This is a genomic window from Maribacter sp. UBA3344, assembly GCF_002362375.1.
In the GTDB taxonomy this organism is placed as follows: Bacteria; Bacteroidota; Bacteroidia; order Flavobacteriales; family Flavobacteriaceae; genus Maribacter; species Maribacter dokdonensis.
The window spans coordinates 158,746-182,421 of record NZ_DERI01000030.1 but is presented as its reverse complement, the minus strand read 5'-3'; the positions used below and the strand labels follow the sequence as shown (position 1 = coordinate 182,421).

Sequence of the window (23,676 nt, the reverse complement as noted above, 5' to 3'; positions counted from 1 at the left end):
TATGCGACACACTGAACTGTTTAAAGTACTAATAGATATTCTATTTTATACCCTTTGTCTTGGACTTTTAGTAATATTATTTTTTGGTCCTTTAGGGTTGAATTCTATTGCTCAAGAAAATAATTTCGTCCAAGAATGGGATGCAATTTCATGGTTAATATTAGTCATATCTATTCTTGGCTATATCTTACTAATAATTGGAGTCAAATACCTAAAGAACGTAGCTGGGATAATGACAAAAAATATAGGTTTCAGTCCATCAGTTCAAATCAATCTAAAAAAATCAGGTAAGTCCTTAATATTCAGTTCACTTTTAAACTACCTAACTTATGCCTTAGTATTCGTGAAACAATTAATTTTAAATGTACCAGTTGAAATTATATTTGATAATAATTTACTCCTTCAAGTATTCATAACAATAGTTGGATTGTATTTTATTATTCAAAGTGATATTTTGAAAATGACATATAATATAAAAACAGAAAACGACCTAACCATATAATTATGAGCATTGTCGTTAACTTAAATACCGTATTAACAGACCGTAATTTAAAAAGCAAAGAACTGGCTGAAATGATTGATATTACCGAAGCTAACCTATCCATACTTAAATCAGGTAAAGCAAAAGCCATTCGCTTTTCTACACTGGATGCTATTTGTAAGGCATTAGACTGCCAACCTGCCGATATTCTTGCTTACGAAAAGGAATAAAAAAAGGCTACACTTAAAAGTGTAGCCTTTATAATTTATAATAAAATGTACTAATTAATCCGCTAGTACAATTACTTTATTATTCTTAAGTTCAATAGTACCGCTAGAAATTTGTAAAACTGTATTTCCGGCAGCATCTTTAGTGAACTTAGACGCATACTCTTTATCTAGAGTTATATTGCCCGCAACTTTCACCTTACCCTCTTGTAGTAAAGAAACAATTGGAGCGTGATCTTTTAACATCTGAAACTCACCATTTATACCAGGTACTGTAACTGATGTTACTTCGCCAGCAAATAAGGTTGCTTCTGGTGATACAATTTCTAAATACATATCTCTTTACTTATGAGTTATGAGCTATGAGTTATTAGTTTCAATTCTGAACCATAAACTCTGAACTCTGAACTTAATTACGCTTCAGTCAACATTTTTTCACCAGCCTCAATCGCTTCTTCAATAGTACCTTTAAGGTTAAAAGCTGATTCCGGCAAGTGATCTAATTCACCATCCATAATCATATTAAATCCTTTGATAGTCTCTTTGATATCAACTAAAACACCCGGTATACCTGTAAACTGCTCTGCTACGTGGAATGGTTGAGATAAGAAACGTTGTACACGTCTTGCTCTACCTACCGCAGACTTATCTTCTTCAGATAATTCTTCCATACCTAAAATGGCGATAATATCCTGTAGTTCTTTATAACGCTGTAAAAGCTCTTTTACCCTTTGCGCACATGCGTAATGCTCTTTCCCTAAAATTTCAGCTGTAAGAATTCTTGAAGTCGAATCTAAAGGATCAACCGCAGGGTAAATACCAAGCTCGGCAATTTTACGAGACAATACAGTTGTTGCATCTAAGTGAGCAAAAGTTGTTGCCGGTGCTGGATCCGTTAAATCATCCGCAGGTACGTAAACCGCTTGTACCGAAGTAATAGAACCTCTTTTAGTTGACGTAATACGCTCTTGCATAGCACCCATTTCCGTAGCCAACGTAGGTTGGTAACCTACCGCAGATGGCATACGACCTAATAACGCCGATACCTCAGAACCTGCTTGCGTAAAACGGAAAATGTTATCTACGAAGAAAAGTACATCTTTACCTTGACCATCACCTGCTCCATCACGGAAATATTCAGCAATTGTCAACCCTGAAAGTGCAACTCTAGCACGTGCTCCAGGTGGCTCGTTCATTTGACCAAAAACGAATGTCGCTTTTGAACCTTTCATAGCTTCTTTATCAACTTTCGTCAAATCCCATCCGCCATCTTCCATAGAGTGCATGAAATCATCACCGTACTTAATAATACCAGATTCCAACATCTCACGAAGCAAATCATTTCCTTCACGAGTTCTTTCTCCTACTCCTGCGAATACTGAAAGACCACCATGACCTTTAGCAATGTTGTTGATCAATTCTTGGATCAATACCGTTTTACCTACTCCGGCACCGCCAAATAATCCAATTTTACCACCTTTTGCATAAGGTTCGATCAAGTCGATAACCTTAATACCAGTGAACAAAACTTCTGTAGATGTAGAAAGATCTTCAAATTTTGGAGCTTCTCTATGTATTGGAAGACCGGCTTCACCTGCTTTAGGCAAATTACCAAGACCATCGATAGCATCACCGATTACATTGAACAAACGACCATATACGTCATCACCTACCGGCATTTGAATCGCACTACCTGTAGCCACTACTTCAACCCCTCTACTAAGACCATCGGTAGAATCCATAGAAATAGTTCTTACCGTATTCTCGCCAACATGAGATTGAACTTCCAAAACCAATTTTGATTTGTCCTTATTGACAATTTCCAAAGAATCATAGATTTTAGGAAGATCTGCACCTGATTGAAATTCTACATCAACTACGGGGCCAATGATTTGCGAAACTTTACCTGTAACTTTTGACATTACTTATATGTTTATATATTACGTTTAATAAAACCTGAAAAATATGCTCTCATTTTCAGGCTGCAAAGATATAGTTTTCAATTTTAAAGAAAAACTGTTTTTTTTCTTTTTTACAAAAGTAAAAAGGTGCCCTAAAAGCACCTTTCCTAAATTCATATTTTAAACACAATTATTGTAGTGTTGCCGGGTAATTCGTAGGATAATCTCCTACGTTCAACAAATTACCGGATTCTTCAAAATTAGAACCATACGTTGCATCTATTGCCTTCATGAATTCATTAGCCAACAATGCATATCCTCTTGCGGTTGGATGTATACCATCTAAAGAGAATGCGCTACCAGTTACCAAATTTGAGGTTAATGTAAAATCACCACTTGTTATTCCTCCATTCGCCAATTGGTTCAATAGTCCATTTGCATCAACCAGAGCTAAACCTGCTTGATTAGCCGTAGCTTCTATAATTTGATTGAAAGCCGCTGTAGCCACGGCAATTTCTTCTTGCTCACTAGGAATTAACACCCATTTATCTTCTAAAGGCAATGAAATACCTTCCACTGAAAACTGACCTGCCAATGTCTGTGGTAAACCTGCAGCCATAAGAGCAGCAACGGATTCTGTATTTACCGTTCCTATAATAGAAGAGCTTGGTAATACGAACAAATCATCTGCAGTTGCTTCTCTGGTTTGCCCATAAGTACTACCCAATAACCCCGCCACTAAAGGCGCAGCTTCTACTGGCAGTCCAAAAGATTGTACAAAAGCCGGAAATGTAGGACTTGCACTAAGTACACCAGCTATTTGAGCTGACAAATCGGTCAACGTTTCATCTCTTATTACGACTTCACTTGCCGCGGTTGTGGAAAATTCTATGGAGCGCTCTGGCACACCCAAGAAAGCATACACCTGATTCAATTGCCCAAAAATGCCATTTAAAGTAGCAATTTGATCTCCAAAATCTGGATTGGTAGGATCTAATGGGTTATGTGGCACTGTTGTAAAATGAGGCACATCTGTTACATTAGGAATGTTGGCAACGACCCCTTGAGCACCACCTGCAGTTAACGTTGCGATCAAAGCTCCATAACTACCATCAAAACCTTGACCTGGCGCACCGGAAATAGGCGTAATAGGATCTGTTCCGTCACCTCCCGTAGTGGCATATCCCAATACATCATTATTACCTATCCATAAAGAGAAAAAACTAGGGGACTGACCAACTGCCATTTCTAAAACGCTAATATCTGGCGTGGCACCGGTCATTCTTACAAAATAAGGATTAGCAAGACCTAATTGTACGTTAGCTATATTACCATATCCCGGCGCTAACAAATGAAAACTTTTTGCACCAGGCACCCCTAGGTTATTAAAAGGTCCTGTTGGGTTATTTAAAGCAATATCCGTGGTAACGGTTACATCCCCAATTAAAGATTCTAAAGAAACGGGACCTGCTCCACCAAAAACTAATCTTGGATCTTGAATTCTTGTTCCTGCCAAAGCAAGCCCACCAATATTGTCATTGGTTAAAGGTTGACTAAAACTACCCCCACCTGCAAGGCTAAATTTTTGCGATAACAGATTGGGCATAGATAATGTCTGACTAGCTTGAAATAAAGCTCCATCTGTAAAACCTGCCGTTAAAGAGTTACCTAATGCAACATAATTTGAGAAATCTGCAGAACCGGAGGTTAAGGCCGGCAATTCCTCCGCTATCACCTCTGGTTCTAGATCAACATCTTCTGGGTCGTTACAAGCCGTAAAAGCCAAGACACCTAAAGAAATGTATAAATATTTTAAGTTTTTCATTTCAACTTTTGATTTTAATTAGTTGTTAATTGTCCAAGAAACATAGTACATAGACCCAATAAGACCCGTACCGAACGCAGTGTTATATTCTTTACCAGTTAGGTTTGTACCCCCTAATTTGAAAGAAGATTTTATACTTGGAACTTCATAGTTAATTTGCGCATCAACTACATGAAATTCAGGGATTACACCATTACCAAAAGTAGCTTCCCAGAAATAATCATCGCTAAATCTATAGGACACATTAAACCCGAAATTTTCAAAAAGTTCCTTATTTCCAAAAGAAGCTTTGAACTTGTGTTCTGGAGTATTGAAGTTCAGCATTACATCTGGATTGGCTTCACGATCAAAATCCAGTTTTGTAAATGTATAACTACCACCTAAATCAAAATTACCCAACACCTTAACATCAAGACCAATAGATGCTCCGTATGAATTAACATTGGCATCTGTATTGGTATAGGTACTGTATGCCTGGAAATCTCCATTGGCTATCGCCACAACTGACAGTCCGCCATCACCAACTTCTCCGTAGTAAGGAGCAACAACCACCTCTTGAGAGATGAAATCTTGATAACTGTTATAATACGTACTAAAATCTATAACCAACTTATCGACCTTACCTCTATACCCGATTTCAAAAGAAGTTACTTTTTCTGGCTTCACTAAATCTGGATTTGCAACTTCAAGAACCGAAGGGTCACCTGTCTCGGCCAAAGCGGTAGCTGAAGCTGCCGAGTAAGAATTATTATATGCAGCCGCACCGGTTTGTGTAACCGAAGAAGGCTGTCCTAATAACTGACCTGTTGCACTTACATCATAATCCCTTGAATATCTATCTAAATTATCTGGTGCAGAACCTACTAATATAGCCCTACCCGCATCTAAACCAATAAATAGATCTTGAGTAGTTGGATTTCTAAATCCTGTTTGAGCAGACGCTCTTATATTATGATTTCTGTTCAAGGTATACCCTGCAGACAATCTTGGAGAATAAAAACCATCAAAAAACTCAGATTTATCATATCTGATAGACCCTGTTAATTTTAAACTTTTCTCTCCGGCCATAGGCAGTGTTTTTTGAACCTGTGAGTAAATTCCAAATTCAGAATAATCGATAGGACCATCAAAATCGGTATAAATAGTTCCAGAAGAATTTAAACTATATTTTCTATAGGATCCCCCAACTTGAATTTCTGCCCAGTCTATTACATGCGAAAAATTATAGTTTCCATCTGCATGATAATATTTGGAAGCATCCCTAAATTGTGAACCAGAACTTAAATCGGGATCTTTAATTACCCTATTAAATGCAGCTTCGAATTCCGGTGTACCTGGCAACAATCTACCAGATTCTGCTTGTGCCCTCGCGGCAGCGTGCGCTTGCTCATCAGTTGCGCCAGCTAAGGTAGCCTGCACATAGGCACCGGTATATTCACCGAACCAAGTGTTATCGTCTTTCCAACTTCTATTGATGTTAATTCCGGTAAAAACCATATCATAAGAATCACCAGCTTTATCACCAACCATATATCCTCTTACAAAAAAATTGTCATTTCTAATTTCCAACTTATGTTGTTCTTGGAAGAAACCGGCAATATTATATCTATTAGTTCCTTGGTAAATGGTGTTACCCGTACCCACTTTACCCACATAGGAAAGTTCTAAACTATTATCTTCTATTGGTCTATAATATAAACCCCAATCGGCTTTAATACTCTCCGCATTATAATTGGTAAGATCACTTTCGTTATAACCAGTTCTACTAACTATTTCAGAGGGAACAAGGGCATTTGCACCAGATGGTAAAATGCCTAACCCTTCTAGAGTAAGCGCAACTTCTTTTATGTTGGTAGATACCTCATCGCCATAAACATTGACCCCATCATAATTCAAGTTATCCCTTGTACCACCAGGCGTAATCTTGTCATCTGTATTATTAGCAGCCCAGTCGGTACCTTTTAAATAACCAAAATTAACCTTAGCCGCAAACTTATCGCTGAACTTATGTGCAGCCCTAATACCAAAATCAGTATAAGAATTATCTCCAGAAGCCTGTTGAGAAGTAATACCTTGTTTAATAGATACACTGATACCTTCATAGTCAAAAGGGCTTTTACTTCGCATAAACAAAATTCCATTAAATGCATTTGCCCCATATAGTGCAGATGATGCCCCAGGCAACAATTCAACGCTTAACACATCTGGCTCTATTAGACCAACTAAGTTACCAATAGGAAAATTCAATGCAGGTGTTGAGTTATCCATACCATCAACTAGTTGCATAAAACGTGTATTGGCAAAAGATGCGAAACCCCTGGTATTAACCGATTTAAATGTTAAACTGTTTGTGTTAACGTCTACACCTTTAAGATTTTCAAGACCTCCATAAAAATCGGCAGCCGTGGTATTCTTAATTTCTGAAATACCGATTCGCTCTACCGTAACAGGAGATTCAAAAATACGCTCTGGAGTTCTTGAAGCTGAAATGACCACCTCATCCAAAAAGGTTTGAGATTCATTTAAAACTACGGTAACAGTTTGGTTAGCGCTAGTAATATCTTCAGTACTACTTGTATAACCAATACTTGAAATTTCTATTTTGAAAGGTGGCATTTCTGATGTAGCCAAATTAAAATTACCATCGAAATCCGTTACTGTACCAATGGTTTTGCCAACGATAACAACATTGGCCCCAGGAATGGGCTGATTGTTTTGGTCAACAACATTACCATTGATATTCGTTTGAGAATACCCAAAAGTACCCACAACCATCAATGCTAAAAGTAGTATTGCTCTCATTCTTAATTAAAGTTTAAAATTAGTTGTGGGTTAAGATACAGATTATTTTATACCAATAATAGTAATTTGAAAAAAATTATGCGTGCATAGTATTATTTTAATAATTAAATGATTCATTTATTGGGATATACGCAATTAACTATTAAATAACATTATGTAAAAAATATATTTATAATCCGCCATTCCTTTATAAAAAAGAGATTTTATATGCATATTATTTCATTTTTACACACAAAAAAGGGACATGAAATAAATCATGCCCCTATTATCTATTACATATTATTTTTCTTATTCTACCGTAACCGATTTGGCAAGGTTTCTTGGTTGATCAACATTACAACCTCTCATTACTGCAATATGATACGAAAGCAATTGCAAAGGTATCGTAGTCAATAATGGTGTTAAGCTCTCTAAAGTTTCTGGCACTTCAATTACATGATCCGCCAACTCTTTTACCTGCTCATCACCTTCAGTAACAATAGCTATTATTTTACCTTTTCTAGATTTTATTTCCTGGATATTACTAACCACCTTTTCATAGTGACCTTTTTTGGTCGCAATTACAAAAACTGGCATATGCTCATCTATTAAGGCTATTGGACCATGTTTCATTTCAGCTGCTGGGTAACCCTCCGCATGAATGTAACTGATTTCCTTTAATTTTAACGCACCTTCTAAAGCCACTGGAAAGTTATATCCCCTTCCTAAATAAAGACAATTAGCTGAGTCTTTATAAACATCGGATATTATTTCGATCAATGTATTTGATTCCAAGGATTTTTCAACCTTTGTAGGAATTGTTTCCAACTCAGTTAAATATTCGTGGTATTTAGACTCCGAAAAAACGCCTTTAGCTTTTGCCAACTTTAGGGCCATGAGTGTCAATACCGTAATTTGAGTGGTAAAAGCCTTGGTAGAAGCAACTCCAATCTCCGGTCCGGCATGAGTATAAGCACCAGCATCTGTCTCTCTTGCAATAGAAGACCCTACTACATTACATACACCGAATACAAAAGCACCACGTTCCTTCGCCAATTTAATGGCCGCTAGGGTATCTGCTGTTTCTCCAGATTGTGAAATTGCAATTAGAACATCCTTATCTGTAATTACCGGATTTCTATACCTAAATTCTGAAGCATATTCCACTTCAACAGGAATTCTTGCTAAATCCTCAAATATATATTCCGCCACTAAACCAGCATGCCAAGAAGTACCACACGCAACTATTATAATTCTGTTAGCATTTAAGAATTTTTCCATATTAAGATCAATTCCCGCCATTCTAATCAGACCTTGGTCCGCTAACAAACGCCCTCTGTATGTATCCTTTATAGCTCTTGGCTGCTCATAAATCTCTTTTAGCATAAAGTGATCATAACCACCTTTCTCTATTTCTTCGAGATTCATTTGAAGTTCTAAAATTCTAGGATAGGCAACGGCATCATCCTTAATTTTTCTAAGTTTTATTTCTTTCCCAAGTCTAATTATAGCCATTTCCTCATCTTCAAGATAAACAGCATTATTAGTAAATTCTATAAATGGTGAAGCATCTGAAGCAATAAAAAATTCATCTTCACCAATACCTATCGCTAATGGACTTCCCAATTTAGCTACAACTATTTCGTCTGGTTTTCTTTTATCAAATACAGCAATAGCATATGCTCCCACTACTTGATTAAGTGCTATTTGCACAGCTTTTCCTAATTTAACATCTTCGGTTTTTTTAACCTCCTCAATTAAATTAACAAGTACTTCGGTATCAGTATCCGATTGAAAGGTATACCCACGTTTGGTCAACTCTTGTTTAATAGCCTCATAATTTTCTATGATACCATTATGTATGATGACCAAATCTCCGGAATTGGAATAATGTGGGTGCGAGTTTACATCATTAGGAACACCATGTGTTGCCCAACGTGTATGACCTATACCTATTTTTCCAGCTTGAGAAATTTCTTTTGCCTTATTCTGTAAATCTTCTACTTTACCTTTCGTTTTTGAAAGATTTATTTGACTACCATCATATAATGCAATACCAGCACTATCATAGCCACGATATTCTAATCTTTGAAGTCCTTTTATTATTATAGGAAACGCTTCCCTATGTCCTATGTAACCAACAATTCCGCACATATTAATTTCAATTTGAGTATTTTAAGTTTAAATCCTAGGGCAATAAAATTAAATAATTGCGCCAATAGACTTAAACCATTTAGTGTTGACAACGTAAATAATGTATAAGTGGTATGTCAACATCCAAAATAATGACAAAAATAACTAGAACAACGTATTAATTTGCCTTGGTGTAGATGATTTCCAATTTTAAACGCTTATCAAAATTTGGATCGGTAGTCTCTAAATTACCGCCATACAAAATTGTACCCAAAGGTGTAACCGTAGAAGTAATAGGTAATTCTTCTTCACCATTGGCAACCTTTGCATCGGATATATTCCAATTCTGAATATTGGTTGACAATGTTAAACCAAGTGTAGCATTTGTTGAATCTCTCACTACCATATCATTGATATGATCGGTAATTTTCACAGAATAAACCACCCCTTTCCCATTCGTTTTTTGAATTACTCCATCATAATTCGGGTAAAAACTAAATAAATTTGGGGTACCAGCTACAGCTAAAGCCTGATCACTTGACGTATCAATTAAGGGAAATTTATTTTCGGCATTGTACAGATAAAGTCTTGGAGGCTCTAAAGTACTACCCACAGCATCTAATTGATCTCTATCAATATAAAAAACCAAATTTGCTTCATTTATCACCCAATTCTCACTTCTAATTTGCTCTAAAATATTTTCACCACCATCCTCTTCAAACAAATTAATTTCAGCATAAGTACCGGGACCTCCTTTTAAATATATTCTTGATGCATTTTCACCGGTATCTAAACTCTCTAATATTTGAGGACCATAATTCTCTGTAATTATAGTGTTCACCGCATTTCCAGAGATAACACCTGTAGATGTATTCTGTGTTAAAAATGAAAAGGTAAAATCTCTTTCTAAAATATTATTTGGGTTATCATCACTTGTATCATCAGTTGTACCATTGGTATCATAGTTTGTATAACTATACGTCATAGTAATATTTGAGCTTCTTAAATCGAACATAAAAAGAACATCATTACCATCACTATCAACAATTGAAAAATGAAGCCCACGAATAAATTCAGTAAAATTTGATTGACTGATCAATTCTGAACTACCCTCTTTATCCAAAATATTTTCCTGAAAAAAATCATTGTCCAATGCTACCCTTATTCCCGGTGGCAATTTTGTAAAAGTTTGTGACTCATCCACCTCTTCAGTAGATTCATCATCATCATTACGAATTAAAATCTCCTCATCAATAATTTCGACTTCCCCTTGGAATAAAGGATCGCCTGTAACAAAATCCGGTGAAAACACCTGATTAGAATAATACTGTTGCGCTTCCTGAAAACTGGCATTTGGATCTAAATCTCTTAAAAAGAAGGTTGACCGCTCTACCTTTAGATTAAATTTTGGTAATGGAGACTTTGCTACATCATCATAATTTACTCCATTAATATAAATACTATCTAGCTCTACCTTCTCCGCAAAATTGTCAGCAAATATAGTGGCGCCGTCCGGATCATTAAGACCATCTCGATCAGCATCTACACTTGTGTCATCTAAGGGATCTGTATTCGATGCGGTTTCTACTATATTGCTAACCTCATCGCCATCGTTATCATTATCGCTATTTTCCGGCTCCGCATCGTATTCATCAATAACACCATCTCCATCAGTATCCAATGAATTTGTTAAAAATGGTATATATAAATAAACTTCTTCTACGGTCTCATTTTCCTGAACCGTAGTTATAGCTTCATCTGTAGTACCTGCCCTATCCTCTTTATCTTGGGAAAAACTACCGAAGGAAGGATTCGCCGTACTAAGAAATATTTGCGATGTTACAGAAGCTTCTGTTCTACCATAAACCGGATCGTTATACGTACCCAATTGATAAACTGCTAATTTATTGGTCTGTACCGCTTCTATATTTTTATTGTAAGCAAAAACATCATAAACCTCTTTACCCGTAGCAAATGGCTCATTACCAACTACTCCAGAGCCTATAGTAGTTAAATCTTGCTCGCAAGACACCAATAGACCCAATATCAAAAACAATCCCAAAAACTTAGGGAAAGCGGACTTAGCAATAAAATTCATTCAGATTATTTTAAAACTTCGGTGTTATAAAAATTTGCATAAGCTTCTTCAAATTCTTGAACAGGGACATATGGCAACACTGGTTTTTCTTGGTTGGTAATGTGACTTTCCAATTCATCTGGAATATCTTCCGAAGCTAAAATAACAGCATCGGAGTAATCAACAGCCACCTTTAACAAATTATTATAGGTAGGCTCACCTAATGAAGCAATTTCCTCTTCAGGTATACCATCAAAAGAAATTCTTTTGATCATATCCTTATCCAAGGCACCTTCAAATGTTTTACCGTATACCGACAATACAATTTTACTGTCAGCAAAAAGTGGCTCATCAGCATAATACTTTTTCAAGTACAACGGCAATAAACTCGCCATCCAACCGTGAACATGTATAATATCTGGTGACCAATTCAATTTTTTCACGGTTTCCATGACACCTTTTGCAAAAAATATTGCACGTTGGTCGTTATCCGGAAATAAGTTTCCTTGTTTATCCGTAAAGGTTGCTTTTCGCTTAAAGTACTCTTCGTTATCAATAAAGTAAACCTGAATTCTTTCTTTTGGAATAGATGCCACTTTAATGATCAATGGCATATCCATATCATTAATGACCAAATTCATTCCAGAAAGTCTAATTACTTCATGTAACTGATGTCTTCTTTCATTGATGTTTCCATATCTAGGCATGAATATTCTAATCTGGCCACCATTGCTGTTGACCATTCTAGGTGCTTCATAAGACATTAAGGAAACTTCGTTTTCGGGTAAGTAAGGAACTAATTCAGAAGATACAAACAATATCTTTTTACCATTCATAAAGGTTATATTTTATTTTTCACTGGAACGTAACCGCAAAATTACAAAAAATATAGAGATTAGCAGTAATTATAGTAAGTTTGCTCGCTAATGCAATTTTCAATGCAGGTAATAAAGACAAAAAAAGTACTTACGGAAAAACTTAATAAACTTGGCAGCAGCCTAAATTTAGGTCTTGTACCTACCATGGGAGCGCTACATCAAGGGCATGCATCTTTAATAAGGAAAGCCGTTGAAGAGAATGATAAAGTCGTAGTCAGTATTTTTGTAAATCCTACACAGTTCAATAATTTAGAAGATTTAAACAAGTACCCTAAGACCTTAGATGCTGATTTACTTTTAATTTCCGAAATATCTGAAGACATTATTGTATTTACGCCGGAAGTCTCTGAAATATATCCTAAAACCGTTGTTCCAAAAATTTACGATTTTGAGGGTTTGGACAAAGTCATGGAAGGGGAATTTAGAGATGATCATTTTAACGGTGTAGGCACCATTGTAGAAGAATTGCTTATTGTAGTACACCCTACTAGGGCGTACTTTGGAGAAAAGGATTTTCAACAACTACGTATTATACAGAAACTTACCGAAATAAGACAAATACCGGTTGAAATAATTGGTTGTGAAATTGTTAGAGAAGATCATGGGTTGGCCATGAGTTCTAGAAACGAAAGGTTAAGCAAAGAAACACGACTAAAAGCAGCATTCATTTACGAAACCTTAAAGGCTGCCAAAATCAAATTTGGCACGGATAATGCACTGAGTATTAAAGAATGGGTAGTTAATGAGTTTAAAAGAACGAATGATTTTGAACTTGAGTATTTTGACATAACCGATGTCGAAACCCTAACACCCATAATTGAAAAAACAAATAATTTAAAATACAGGGCCTTTATTGCCGTTTACGTAGAGAACGTAAGGTTAATAGATAACATAGCCCTAAATTAATTGAAGTTATGCAAGTAGAAGTAGTTAAATCTAAAATACACCGTGTAAAAGTTACCGGTGCCGATCTTAATTATGTTGGCAGTATTACAATTGATGAAGATTTAATGGATGCCGCTAATTTTATTCGTGGTGAAAAGGTTCAGATTGTCAATAACAATAATGGTGAAAGATTAGAGACCTACATTATTCCCGGACCAAGAAAAAGCGGTGAGATAACGTTAAATGGTGCCGCCGCAAGAAAAGTCGCCGTTGGTGATGTTTTAATTTTAATTTCCTATACTTGGATGGATATTGAAGACGCAAAGAAATTTAACCCTTCTTTAGTTTTTCCTAACGAAGAAAACAACCTATTAACTTAGAAGTTGACCGACGCTCTGAAAAAAAATCTTAAAATTATACTCCCAATTGCCTTGGGAGTTTTTTTGGTTTGGTACTCTTATAATTCTACTACACCTGAGAATAGAAAGGAAATTCTATTTTATATTAAAGAAGCCAATCCGCTTTATGTATTCCTTTCGGTATTATTAGGCATTCTTGGTCATGTTTCCAGAGCTATCAGATGGAATTACCTTTTAGAACCTTTAGGGTATAAGCCCAAGCTTTTAAACAATATTCTAATAATTCTAACCTCTTATTTTGCCAACCTTGGTATACCCAGAACAGGAGAAATCTTAAGGGCAACCGCATTGACCACTTACGAAAATGTTCCATTTGAAAAAGGCTTTGGCACTATCGTTACAGAAAGGGTTATAGACGTAATAATGCTGCTTTTGGTAGTTACTATAGCATTTTTTCTACAAACAGATATCATTTTAGGACTTCTACAAGAACGCGGTTTTAACGCAACCACCCTAATACTTATGGCATTGCTAGGCGCAGCCCTGTTCTTGCTGTTTATATTTTTCATTAAAAAATCCAATAGTGCCATAGCTAATAAAATTAAAACCTTTGTAAAAGGATTACTTGATGGCGTGTTCAGCATTTTTAAAATGAAAAATAAATGGCTGTTCATTCTGCATACATTTTTTATTTGGGGCTGTTATATCGGCATGCTTTGGATTATTAAATTTACCGTACCAGAAACCATTTCCCTGTCACTAAGTCAACTATTGGTAGCCTTCGTTGCAGGAGCCTTTGCAATGGCAACAACAAACGGTGGTATAGGACTTTATCCAATAGCAGTAAGTAGTGCTTTGGCCATCTTTGGAATAAGTTCTGTATCTGGAGATGCCTTTGGTTGGATCATTTGGATTGCACAAACTTTAATGATAGTTGTTTTTGGTGCAATATCTTTTCTTCTATTACCGTTATTGAACAGAAGCAAGTAAGTTTACTTAGATCTAATCAATTACCCCTTATGCGTTATCTATACTTTTTTTTCGCACTATTATTTGGTTTCACCTCTTATGCACAAGTGACCCAAGAAATTTTTGAATCTTTTAAACTGCAAGAGCGAAGAGATGTACACTACTACTTTCCAGAAAATTTAGATGAAACTAAAAAATACCCTATAATCATTGTACTTGATGGCGAGTACCTTTTTGAACAAGTTGTAGCAACATCCAAATTTTACAGTAGATTTCATGGTATGCCGCAAAGTATTGTTGTAGGTATTGACCAAAGCAAAAACGATCTAAGATATGAAGATTGCGCTTTTGACCCTGAAAACGGACTACCATCCGAAAAAGGCAAAAGCTTCTACGAATTCATAGGCATGGAGCTAATACCCTATCTAGACCTTAACTATAGTACCGCTCCCTTTAAAATGATAGTAGGATATGATATCACCGCAAATTTTATGAATTATTGGTTATTTAAAGATAATTCTATTTTTGACGGTTATGTTAGTATTTCTCCAACACTAGCACCAGAAATGGAAAGCAGGCTACCTATGAGATTAGGTACTTTTGACAATCAGATTTTTTACCAATTGATCGTTGAAGGGGAAGAGAGTAATGACAGGCATAGAATTTTGGGCATGAACAATGATATAAAAGCCATTGATAAAGAGTCTCTACATTATTTCTTTGATGAATATACCAACGCAGATCATATTTCTGTAGCTACCTACGGTATAGGGAAAGCATTTGACAATATTTTTGGCATGTTTAAACCCATAAGTCCAAAAGAATACAAAACACAAATTCTTACTAGTGAAGAGCCTGTTTACAATTATCTTGAAAACAAATACCAAGGTATAGTTGATATGTTTGGTTTTAGCAAACCTGTAGAATTAAATGACATCATGGCAATTTATGCCGCTTCTAGAAAAAAAGAAGATTTTGAATCGTTAAAACCATTATCTGATCTTTGTAAAAAAGAATACCCAGAGACTATGCTAGGTTTTTATTTTGAGGCCGAGTATTATGAACAACTGGGCGAACCCAAGAAAGCATTAAGAACATTTGAGAAATCTTTTCAAATGGAAGAAATAGATTTTTTAACTAAAGAAATGGCCCTTGAGAAAATGGATGCACTGAAAGCCGATTTTGGTTTTTAAACAGAATTAATAAACGGCTAGTCCCAAATTAGCCTAACCTACTTAATTATGATTAAAATTGACGCAATGTACTTCGTGTTCTCCGGAGTGCTCTTTACTTACTTTGGATTAAAAGGAGAATTTAATCTGGCGTATAACGGAATTGCCCTTTTCATGGCATGGGCATCATTTTTTCTAGCTTTTAGCGCTTTTAAAAAAGAAAGGTCGAGTAAAAATTGATTCTAAATTTGATTTAAGAATTTACTCATCTCAAACTTCTTGCTACCTTTAGCCACTTTTTAAATACTAAAGATGGCCAAAACAAAAACTGCCTTTTTTTGTCAAAATTGCGGCACCCAATATGCAAAATGGGTTGGGCAATGTTCTGCTTGCAAACAATGGAACACTGTTGTTGAAGAGGTTGTACAAAAAGAAGAAAAATCTAGTTGGAAAACCCCTTCACAAAGCTCAAAAAGAGTTTCAAAACCTCTTTTGGTCAATGAAATTAGTATTGAAAAAGAAGTTCGTTTAAATACTTTTGATCTTGAATTCAATAGAGTTCTTGGTGGCGGATTAGTACCTGGAGCATTGGTGCTCCTAGGTGGGGAACCTGGTGTAGGAAAGAGCACACTACTGCTTCAAATTGCCTTAAAACTACCTTATAAAACCTTATATGTTTCAGGCGAAGAAAGCCAAAAACAAATTAAAATGCGTGCTGACAGAATTCACCCGAACAGTGAAACCTGTTTTATACTTACAGAAACCAAAACTCAAAATATATTTAAGCAAATTGAAGCTACAGAACCAGATATTGTAGTCATTGATTCTATACAAACGCTGCACTCCGATTATATTGAATCTGCTGCCGGAAGTATTTCTCAAATTAGGGAATGCACTGCGGAACTTATAAAATTTGCCAAAGAGACCAATACACCTGTCATTTTAATTGGGCATATTACAAAAGACGGTTCTATTGCCGGACCAAAGATTTTAGAGCATATGGTTGATACCGTTCTTCAATTTGAAGGCGACCGTAATTATGTTTACAGAATTCTAAGGTCACTAAAAAATAGATTTGGATCCACAGCGGAACTTGGTATTTATGAAATGCAAGGTAGTGGCCTAAGAGAAGTCAACAATCCGTCAGAGGTTTTAATATCCAAAAATGATGATGGTTTAAGTGGTACAGCCATTGCAGCTACCGTTGAAGGTATGCGGCCACTGCTAATAGAAATTCAAGCTTTGGTAAGCACCGCCGTTTATGGAACACCTCAACGTTCAACTACGGGCTATAATGTTAAAAGACTAAACATGCTCTTGGCCGTTTTAGAAAAACGTGCTGGCTTCAAACTAGGTGCAAAAGATGTTTTCTTGAATATTACCGGTGGCATATCCGTAGACGACCCAGCTATTGATTTGGCAGTTATCGCCGCAATTTTATCGAGCAATGAAGACATACCTATTGACAAAGGCATTTGTTTTGCTGCAGAAGTTGGGCTTGCAGGTGAAATTAGACCTGTTCAAAGAGTTGAACAACGAATTCTTGAAGCAGAAAAACTAGGCTATGAAACAATTATTATTTCAAAAAATAATAAAATGGGCCTTAAATCAACCAAAATAAGAATTCTATTGGCTTCTAAAATTGAAGAAGTTGCCGGTAATTTATTTGGTTAACGTTTATCTCTCATTATTCTAGCCAAGACCATTATTATTATCACAACGGCAACAATAACCACTATTTGCCCAAAGCCGACTTTAAAGAATATTATATTGTTCATATTATGGAGCCGGATTTGGAATTGAACCATGTATGGCTTCTATTTCTTTAAGAACATCATCAGAAAGAGTAACGTCTATACTGCCAATATTTTCTTCTAGCTGCCTTAAATTTGTTGCGCCTATAATTGTACTGGTAACAAATGGTCTTGTATTCACAAAGGCCAATGCCATTTGCGCTAAAGTTAAACCGTTGGCCTGGGCAAGTTCATAATATTTTTTGGTAGCCTCAACAGCCGTATCTCCAATATATCTATTGTACTGGGGAAACAGGCTTAATCTTGACCCTTCCGGCATTCTATCACCCAAATATTTACCACTCAGAGCACCGAAACCCATTGGCGAGTACGCCAATAGCCCAACTTGCTCTCTCATGGCTATTTCCGACATTCCCACTTCAAACAATCTGTTCAGCAAACTATAAGGGTTTTGTACCGTTATAGTTCTTGGCAAAGTAACATGTACCTTACTTTCTTCTAAAAAACGCATGGTTCCCCATGGCGTTTCATTTGACAAACCTACGTGCTTTATTTTTCCCTCACGAATTAAATCGCGCATGGTCTCCAAAACCTGATGAATATTATCTTCCCAATGGTCAGAAATATCATGTTTGTACCCCCTTTGCCCAAAGTAATTGGTATTTCTATCGGGCCAATGTAATTGATATAGGTCAATATAATCTGTTTGCAATCTAGTTAAACTACCTTCAACAGCTTCAATTATGGCCTCTCTGGTAAATCCTGTAGTACGAATGAACTTTGTCATTTCTGCTTTTCCGGCAATTTTAGACGCAAGTACAATGTCTTCTCTGTTACCATTTTTTTTGAACCAATTACCTATGACCCTCTCGGTATCGGCATATCTATCTTTATGTGCAGGTACGGGATACAACTCTGCAGTATCCAAAAAATTAATTCCCTTATCCAGTGCATAATTTATTTGCTCATGACCTTCTTCTTCGGTATTCTGGTTTCCCCAGGTCATTGTACCTAAACAAATTTTACTTACTTCAATTTCAGTGTGCGGTAATTTGGTATAGATCATTCAACTCTTTTAATTGCTTTCGAGAATTACAAAACTACTAAATATATTAAGGGTGAACGCATCTATATGATCAACTATCTAACTCAATTAAAATTGGACAGTGATCACTATGTTTGGCTTCTGATAATATAACGGACCTCAACAACCTTTCTTTCAATGTAGAAGCCACCATGGCATAGTCTAAACGCCAACCTTTATTGTTGTTTCTAGCATTTGCCCTATAACTCCACCATGTATAATTATCTGGCTCAGAATTAAACTCCCTAAAACTATCTACAAAACCACTGTCTATAAAATCCCCTATCCATTCTCTCTCAACTGGTAAAAAACCAGAAACATTTTTAAGTCCTACAGGGTTATGTATATCCCTAGCTTCATGACATATATTATAATCTCCCAACACAATAAGATTTGGATTGGTTTTTTTAAGTCCATCAACATATTGTCTAAAATCTGCCATATACATCAACTTGTGCTCCAATCTTTCAATGTTGGTACCAGAAGGTAAATACATGCTCATAATTGATACTTCACCAAAATCCGCTCTAATATTTCTACCCTCAAAATCCATATATTCTATACCGGTACCAAATACTACAGCATCTGGTTTTGTTTTTGAAAGAATTGCCACTCCGCTATACCCTTTCTTTTGTGCACTATACCAATAATTATATTTATATCCCGCTTCTTCAAACAATGAAAGATCCAACTGCTCTTCATTTGCCTTTATTTCCTGCAGACAAACAACATCTGGCGAAACTGCTACCAACCAATCCAAAAAACCTTTTCTTATTGCCGCCCTTATACCATTCACATTATAGGATATGATTTTCATGTATCTAAATTTTGACCTAAAAATAAAAAAGAGTTGTAGATTAAAGGTGTATACTTTCTTTTAAAATCATAATTTCACATTTTTAAAAGTATCCTTACAAGTCTGTTTTATATTATAATCATCTATTCATGAACAAGTTCATTTTTACAACCCTTCTAATATTTGCAACAACATCTTCTTTTGCACAAGCATATTATAATGACGATAATAGCCATGAGGTTAAACTGAATATTGGTCAGTTTTTAATTACCACTACGGTTGAACTTGGCTATGAATATTATATTAATGAAGATACCAGTATAGGAGGAACAATATATTTTGATGGAAAATCAACTGATTACAATGGTAACTTTGGTATAGGACCCAACTTAAGAGCTTATTTTGGTTTTGAACCAAAAAGTGGCCTCTTTGCAGAGGTCTTTGGTTTATATTACACAGGAGATGACGATGTAGACACTCAAAATATAGGCACAAGAAATTATGACTATTCTACCATTGCACTTGGTCTGGGTGGTGGTTATAAATGGGCTACTAGAAGTCAAAAATTTACCATTGAATTAAACGGAGGTTTGGGCAGAAATATTAACCCAGAAGATTTTCAAGATGACTTTATGTTTAGAGCAGGATTATCTTTAGGTTTTAGGTTTTAATGGGTACTTTTGAGTTTTAATCTTTTTATGAAAAAAACTCTTTTTAGCCTACTATTTATTCTTACAACCCCCTCAGTTCTTTTAGCACAGGTAACAACAGAAAATGATAGTATTACCCGTTTAAACGAAGTTATTGTAATTGACACCCTAACAGCTAAAAATGCTATTGGCATTGTGCCATCTCAAATTATAGGGGAAACTACATTTTCCAATTACAGCCCTGTTGACTTTATAAGTTCTTTAAATCAAGTGTCCGGTCTATATGCCCTCTCAGGTGCTTTAAACACCAATAGAATCACCATAAGGGGAGTTGGATCCAGAACCTTATACGGCACAGATAAATTAAGATTATACTACAACAATATACCGATCACAAATGGTACGGGATCTTCTACAATAGAAGCTTTTGATTTAGAAAACCTGACCTCTGTTGAAGTTATTAAAGGACCTAAAGGAACGGGATTTGGAACCAACCTCGGTGGCGCAATAATATTGAACACAAAACAATTAAGCGACCAACCTACAAAGTTTACAAACAATACAACTATTGGTTCTTACGGACTTTTTAAAAACAGCTTAGGATTTACCCATGCAGAAGATAATTTCTATATGACATTTCAATACGGACATATGGAAGTTGATGGATATCGTGAAAATAACAGATTTGAACGTGACGGATATTTATTAAACACCATCTTTAAACTTTCTAAAAAGAGTGAACTAGGATTATTAGTAAACCATATAGATTATTCTGCCCAAATAGCAAGCTCTATAAGTCAAGAAGATTTTAACGAAGACCCTACCCAAGCTGCATTTACATGGAGAGCATCACAAGGTTATGAAGACAACAATTATAGTCTTATAGGGTTATCGCATACTTACTACGCTAGCCCTAACCTTAAGAATACAACCAGTTTATTTTACACTTACTTGGATCATTACGAACCTGCACCCTTCAATATTTTAGACGAATTCACCAACGGTTATGGTGTTAGGACATTATTTTCTGGGAACTTGGACATATCTAAAAACACTCTCTTTTACACTTTAGGTGGTGAGCTTTACAAAGACGAATACAATTGGCAAACTTTTGAAAATCTATATCAGGAAAATGAAGGCAATGGAAGCCTTCAAGGAGATCAACAGTCAAAAAATAAAGAATTCAGAAACCAAATAAACATTTTCGCAACTGCCTCTTATTTAATTACACCCAAACTTACCACACAGTTAGGGCTGAATATCAACAAAACCCAATATGATTTTAGGGACTTGTTCAATACAGGGGAGCTAAATACCAGTGCAAATAGAAACTTTAAAGCCCTATTGCTTCCAAGTATAGATGTTAACTACGCATTTACACCTACCTACCAGTTATATGGTAACATTAGTCGCGGATTTTCCAACCCTAGTTTAGAAGAAACATTAACACCTGATGGAATAATCAATCCGGACATTGTACAAGAAACCGGCACAAACTATGAATTAGGCATAGAGCACAAGAGTGAAGATGACAGGAATAGATTTGAAATTGCCTTTTATTTAATGCCGATAAACAATTTATTAGTAGCCAAACGTGTTGGCGACAATCAATATATTGGTAGAAATGCCGGGAAAACCAAACATCAAGGAATTGATCTTGACTGGAGTTACAGATTTAATGTTTCCAATAAAATAACAATATCGCCATTTATCAGCTACACTTACAGCAATCATAAATTCTTAGACTTTATTGATGAAGAAGCAAATGAAGATTATTCAGACAATGCTTTAACAGGTGTACCAAATAACAAAATCAATTCAGGAATACAAACCAATTTTGGAAATGGACTATTCTTTAATATTACGCATCAATATGTAGATGAAATTCCGTTGACGGACGCAAATACCTTGTATAGCGATTCTTTTAACTTATTGAACCTAAAACTAGGATACAAAAATCAAATATCAGAACAACTGAGAATAGGTTTAGATTTTGGTATCAATAATTTAACCGATACTAAATACGCACAATCAGTATTGATAAATGCTAGTGGATTTGGAGGAAATGCCCCAAGGTATTTCTACCCTGGGAACAATATCAATTACTATGGTGGTTTAAAATTAAACTACACCTTATAGACTATTCCATCTTTTTTAACCAGGTTTTCATGTCTACAGCATCATGAATAATACCGTTCAATGAAGATATGGCAACACGCTCTTGTTCCATAGAATCTCTATGCCTAATGGTAACCGTTTGATCTTCTAAAGTTTGATGATCTACTGTTATACAAAATGGAGTACCATTTGCATCTTGTCTTCTATAACGTCTACCTACAGCGTCTTTTTCATCATAGGTTACATTAAAGTCCCATTTAAGGTCATCCACAATTTTTTGTGCTACTTCAGGCAAACCATCTTTTTTGACCAATGGTAAAATTGCAGCTTTAACAGGTGCCAAAACAGCAGGTAATTTAAGAACAGTCCTAGTAGTATTATTTTCTAATTCTTCTTCCTGTAATGAATTTGAAAATACAGCCAAGAACATTCTGTCAAGACCAATAGAAGTTTCTAACACATAAGGAACGTAATTTTTATTAACCTCATGATCAAAGTACTGCAATTTCTTGCCTGAGAATTTCTCATGACTGCCTAAATCAAAATCTGTTCTAGAGTGTATACCCTCAAGCTCTTTAAATCCGAAAGGAAAACGGAACTCTATATCTGAAGCAGCATCTGCATAATGAGCCAATTTCTCATGATCATGAAAACGGTAATTATCTTGCCCCATACCAAGAGATAAATGCCATTTCATTCTTTTTTCTTTCCAGGTTTCATACCATTCTTTCTGAGTGCCTGGCTGAATGAAAAATTGCATTTCCATCTGTTCAAATTCACGCATTCTAAAAATGAATTGTCTTGCGACTATTTCATTTCTAAACGCTTTACCGGTCTGAGCAATACCAAAAGGCAATTTCATACGGCCCGATTTTTGAACATTCAAGAAATTAACAAAGATACCTTGGGCAGTTTCCGGTCTAAGAAATAGGTCCATTGCACTTTCTGCATTGGCTCCTAACTTTGTGCCGAACATTAAATTGAATTGCTTTACATCTGTCCAGTTTTTTGACCCTGACATTGGACAAGCAATATCCAATTCTTCAATAAGAGCTTTAACATCGGCTAAATCTTCGTTCTGCAAAGACCTACCCAATCTACTTAGAATTGTTTTTCCTTGTTCTTGATAGTCAACAACGCGTTGATTTGTTTCCAAGAATTTTTCTTTATTGAAAGACTCTCCAAAGCGTTTTTCTGCTTTTTTGACTTCTTTTTCAATTTTAGCATCAATTTTAGCCACATAATCCTCAACTAAAACATCTGCTCTATATCTCTTTTTAGAATCTTTATTATCTATCAATGGATCATTAAAAGCATCTATATGTCCAGATGCTTTCCAAGTTAACGGATGCATAAAAATCGCAGCATCCAGCCCAACTATATTGTCATTGAGCTGTACCATGGCTTTCCACCAGTAGTCACGTATATTTTTCTTAAGCTCTACTCCGTTTTGACCATAATCATAAACAGCGCTTAAACCATCATAAATTTCACTAGATTGGAATACATAACCATATTCCTTTGCGTGAGATATTACACGCTTAAAATCATCTTCTTGCTTTGCCATGCGGCAAAAATAGGATAAT

At 35.7% G+C, this 23,676-nt stretch carries 20 protein-coding genes; 10 read left to right on the top strand and 10 right to left on the bottom strand.

Annotated elements, in window-relative coordinates:
• Position 1 precedes the first annotated feature (1 nt).
• Positions 2 to 502 (top strand): DUF2975 domain-containing protein, encoded by a 501-nt coding sequence (locus B2Z27_RS18810; RefSeq protein ID WP_058104854.1) that lies wholly within the window; start codon positions 2 to 4, stop codon positions 500 to 502.
• A 2-nt stretch (positions 503 to 504) separates the two neighbouring features.
• Positions 505 to 711, top strand: coding sequence for a helix-turn-helix domain-containing protein (locus tag B2Z27_RS18805; protein ID WP_286814830.1), 207 nt, complete (start codon positions 505 to 507; stop codon positions 709 to 711).
• A gap of 54 nt (positions 712 to 765) precedes the next feature.
• Here B2Z27_RS18805 and B2Z27_RS18800 read toward each other — a convergent pair whose 3' ends face one another.
• From B2Z27_RS18800 to B2Z27_RS18770, 7 genes are all read right to left on the bottom strand, one after another.
• Positions 766 to 1,044 (bottom strand): F0F1 ATP synthase subunit epsilon, encoded by a 279-nt coding sequence (locus B2Z27_RS18800; protein WP_058104852.1) that lies wholly within the window; start codon positions 1,042 to 1,044, stop codon positions 766 to 768.
• A 77-nt stretch (positions 1,045 to 1,121) separates the two neighbouring features.
• Positions 1,122 to 2,630 (bottom strand): F0F1 ATP synthase subunit beta, encoded by a 1,509-nt coding sequence (atpD, locus tag B2Z27_RS18795; protein ID WP_058104851.1) that lies wholly within the window; start codon positions 2,628 to 2,630, stop codon positions 1,122 to 1,124.
• A 169-nt stretch (positions 2,631 to 2,799) separates the two neighbouring features.
• Complete coding sequence (locus B2Z27_RS18790) at positions 2,800 to 4,434, bottom strand: G-D-S-L family lipolytic protein (protein ID WP_286814829.1); 1,635 nt, start codon at positions 4,432 to 4,434, stop codon at positions 2,800 to 2,802.
• Between the two features lie 18 nt (positions 4,435 to 4,452).
• Positions 4,453 to 7,236 carry a TonB-dependent receptor gene (locus B2Z27_RS18785; RefSeq protein ID WP_286814828.1) on the bottom strand — a complete coding sequence of 928 codons (2,784 nt, stop codon included), beginning with the start codon at positions 7,234 to 7,236 and terminating at the stop codon, positions 4,453 to 4,455.
• 288 nt (positions 7,237 to 7,524) lie between these two features.
• On the bottom strand, positions 7,525 to 9,369 hold the full coding sequence (gene glmS / locus B2Z27_RS18780; protein ID WP_286814827.1) for a glutamine--fructose-6-phosphate transaminase (isomerizing): 1,845 nt from the start codon (positions 9,367 to 9,369) through the stop codon (positions 7,525 to 7,527).
• 157 nt (positions 9,370 to 9,526) lie between these two features.
• Positions 9,527 to 11,446: a DUF4270 domain-containing protein gene (locus B2Z27_RS18775; protein WP_286814826.1), complete on the bottom strand. Its 1,920-nt coding sequence runs from the start codon at positions 11,444 to 11,446 to the stop codon at positions 9,527 to 9,529.
• 5 nt (positions 11,447 to 11,451) lie between these two features.
• Positions 11,452 to 12,261, bottom strand: a complete 810-nt coding sequence (locus B2Z27_RS18770) for a glycogen/starch synthase (protein WP_058104846.1) — start codon at positions 12,259 to 12,261, stop codon at positions 11,452 to 11,454.
• Positions 12,262 to 12,363: 102 nt separating this feature from the next.
• Between B2Z27_RS18770 and panC the strand changes: the two genes are divergently transcribed.
• The 6 genes from panC (at position 12,364) to radA (ending at position 17,362) form a co-directional block, all read left to right on the top strand.
• On the top strand, positions 12,364 to 13,209 hold the full coding sequence (gene panC, locus B2Z27_RS18765; RefSeq protein WP_286814824.1) for a pantoate--beta-alanine ligase: 846 nt from the start codon (positions 12,364 to 12,366) through the stop codon (positions 13,207 to 13,209).
• Positions 13,210 to 13,217: 8 nt separating this feature from the next.
• Positions 13,218 to 13,568: an aspartate 1-decarboxylase gene (gene panD / locus B2Z27_RS18760; protein ID WP_058104844.1), complete on the top strand. Its 351-nt coding sequence runs from the start codon at positions 13,218 to 13,220 to the stop codon at positions 13,566 to 13,568.
• 3 nt (positions 13,569 to 13,571) lie between these two features.
• Complete coding sequence (locus B2Z27_RS18755; protein WP_286814823.1) at positions 13,572 to 14,537, top strand: lysylphosphatidylglycerol synthase transmembrane domain-containing protein; 966 nt, start codon at positions 13,572 to 13,574, stop codon at positions 14,535 to 14,537.
• A gap of 29 nt (positions 14,538 to 14,566) precedes the next feature.
• The gene (locus B2Z27_RS18750; protein WP_286814821.1) at positions 14,567 to 15,709 is read left to right on the top strand and encodes an alpha/beta hydrolase; all 1,143 of its coding nucleotides are present in this window, start codon (positions 14,567 to 14,569) and stop codon (positions 15,707 to 15,709) included.
• A gap of 48 nt (positions 15,710 to 15,757) precedes the next feature.
• Entirely contained in the window at positions 15,758 to 15,928 is a 171-nt protein-coding gene (locus tag B2Z27_RS18745; protein WP_157490896.1) for a hypothetical protein, read from the top strand.
• Positions 15,929 to 16,000: 72 nt separating this feature from the next.
• A complete protein-coding gene (gene radA, locus B2Z27_RS18740) occupies positions 16,001 to 17,362 on the top strand; it encodes a DNA repair protein RadA (protein WP_286814820.1) in 1,362 nt (453 codons plus the stop codon).
• A 105-nt stretch (positions 17,363 to 17,467) separates the two neighbouring features.
• Here radA and B2Z27_RS18735 read toward each other — a convergent pair whose 3' ends face one another.
• Both B2Z27_RS18735 and B2Z27_RS18730 read right to left on the bottom strand, forming a co-directional pair.
• Positions 17,468 to 18,508 (bottom strand): aldo/keto reductase, encoded by a 1,041-nt coding sequence (locus B2Z27_RS18735; RefSeq protein ID WP_058104840.1) that lies wholly within the window; start codon positions 18,506 to 18,508, stop codon positions 17,468 to 17,470.
• Between the two features lie 70 nt (positions 18,509 to 18,578).
• Complete coding sequence (locus B2Z27_RS18730) at positions 18,579 to 19,343, bottom strand: exodeoxyribonuclease III (protein ID WP_286814819.1); 765 nt, start codon at positions 19,341 to 19,343, stop codon at positions 18,579 to 18,581.
• Between the two features lie 128 nt (positions 19,344 to 19,471).
• Between B2Z27_RS18730 and B2Z27_RS18725 the strand changes: the two genes are divergently transcribed.
• Both B2Z27_RS18725 and B2Z27_RS18720 read left to right on the top strand, forming a co-directional pair.
• On the top strand, positions 19,472 to 19,993 hold the full coding sequence (locus tag B2Z27_RS18725; protein ID WP_058104838.1) for a DUF3575 domain-containing protein: 522 nt from the start codon (positions 19,472 to 19,474) through the stop codon (positions 19,991 to 19,993).
• Between the two features lie 27 nt (positions 19,994 to 20,020).
• Entirely contained in the window at positions 20,021 to 22,111 is a 2,091-nt protein-coding gene (locus B2Z27_RS18720) for a TonB-dependent receptor family protein (RefSeq protein WP_286814818.1), read from the top strand.
• A gap of 1 nt (position 22,112) precedes the next feature.
• Here the strand turns inward: B2Z27_RS18720 and B2Z27_RS18715 are convergent, their stop codons facing one another.
• Entirely contained in the window at positions 22,113 to 23,657 is a 1,545-nt protein-coding gene (locus tag B2Z27_RS18715; protein ID WP_091608396.1) for a glycine--tRNA ligase, read from the bottom strand.
• Positions 23,658 to 23,676 lie beyond the last annotated feature (19 nt).

Bases quoted from the DNA above. Each gene is read 5' to 3' on its own strand.
- B2Z27_RS18810 (WP_058104854.1), top strand. From the start codon at position 2: ATGCGACACACTGAACTGTTTAAAGTACTAATAGATATTCTATTTTAT.
- B2Z27_RS18805 (WP_286814830.1), top strand. From the start codon at position 505: ATGAGCATTGTCGTTAACTTAAATACCGTATTAACAGACCGTAATTTA.
- B2Z27_RS18800 (WP_058104852.1), bottom strand. From the start codon at position 1,044: ATGTATTTAGAAATTGTATCACCAGAAGCAACCTTATTTGCTGGCGAA.
- atpD (WP_058104851.1), bottom strand. From the start codon at position 2,630: ATGTCAAAAGTTACAGGTAAAGTTTCGCAAATCATTGGCCCCGTAGTT.
- B2Z27_RS18790 (WP_286814829.1), bottom strand. From the start codon at position 4,434: ATGAAAAACTTAAAATATTTATACATTTCTTTAGGTGTCTTGGCTTTT.
- B2Z27_RS18785 (WP_286814828.1), bottom strand. From the start codon at position 7,236: ATGAGAGCAATACTACTTTTAGCATTGATGGTTGTGGGTACTTTTGGG.
- glmS (WP_286814827.1), bottom strand. From the start codon at position 9,369: ATGTGCGGAATTGTTGGTTACATAGGACATAGGGAAGCGTTTCCTATA.
- B2Z27_RS18775 (WP_286814826.1), bottom strand. From the start codon at position 11,446: ATGAATTTTATTGCTAAGTCCGCTTTCCCTAAGTTTTTGGGATTGTTT.
- B2Z27_RS18770 (WP_058104846.1), bottom strand. From the start codon at position 12,261: ATGAATGGTAAAAAGATATTGTTTGTATCTTCTGAATTAGTTCCTTAC.
- panC (WP_286814824.1), top strand. From the start codon at position 12,364: ATGCAGGTAATAAAGACAAAAAAAGTACTTACGGAAAAACTTAATAAA.
- panD (WP_058104844.1), top strand. From the start codon at position 13,218: ATGCAAGTAGAAGTAGTTAAATCTAAAATACACCGTGTAAAAGTTACC.
- B2Z27_RS18750 (WP_286814821.1), top strand. From the start codon at position 14,567: ATGCGTTATCTATACTTTTTTTTCGCACTATTATTTGGTTTCACCTCT.
- B2Z27_RS18745 (WP_157490896.1), top strand. From the start codon at position 15,758: ATGATTAAAATTGACGCAATGTACTTCGTGTTCTCCGGAGTGCTCTTT.
- radA (WP_286814820.1), top strand. From the start codon at position 16,001: ATGGCCAAAACAAAAACTGCCTTTTTTTGTCAAAATTGCGGCACCCAA.
- B2Z27_RS18735 (WP_058104840.1), bottom strand. From the start codon at position 18,508: ATGATCTATACCAAATTACCGCACACTGAAATTGAAGTAAGTAAAATT.
- B2Z27_RS18730 (WP_286814819.1), bottom strand. From the start codon at position 19,343: ATGAAAATCATATCCTATAATGTGAATGGTATAAGGGCGGCAATAAGA.
- B2Z27_RS18725 (WP_058104838.1), top strand. From the start codon at position 19,472: ATGAACAAGTTCATTTTTACAACCCTTCTAATATTTGCAACAACATCT.
- B2Z27_RS18720 (WP_286814818.1), top strand. From the start codon at position 20,021: ATGAAAAAAACTCTTTTTAGCCTACTATTTATTCTTACAACCCCCTCA.
- B2Z27_RS18715 (WP_091608396.1), bottom strand. From the start codon at position 23,657: ATGGCAAAGCAAGAAGATGATTTTAAGCGTGTAATATCTCACGCAAAG.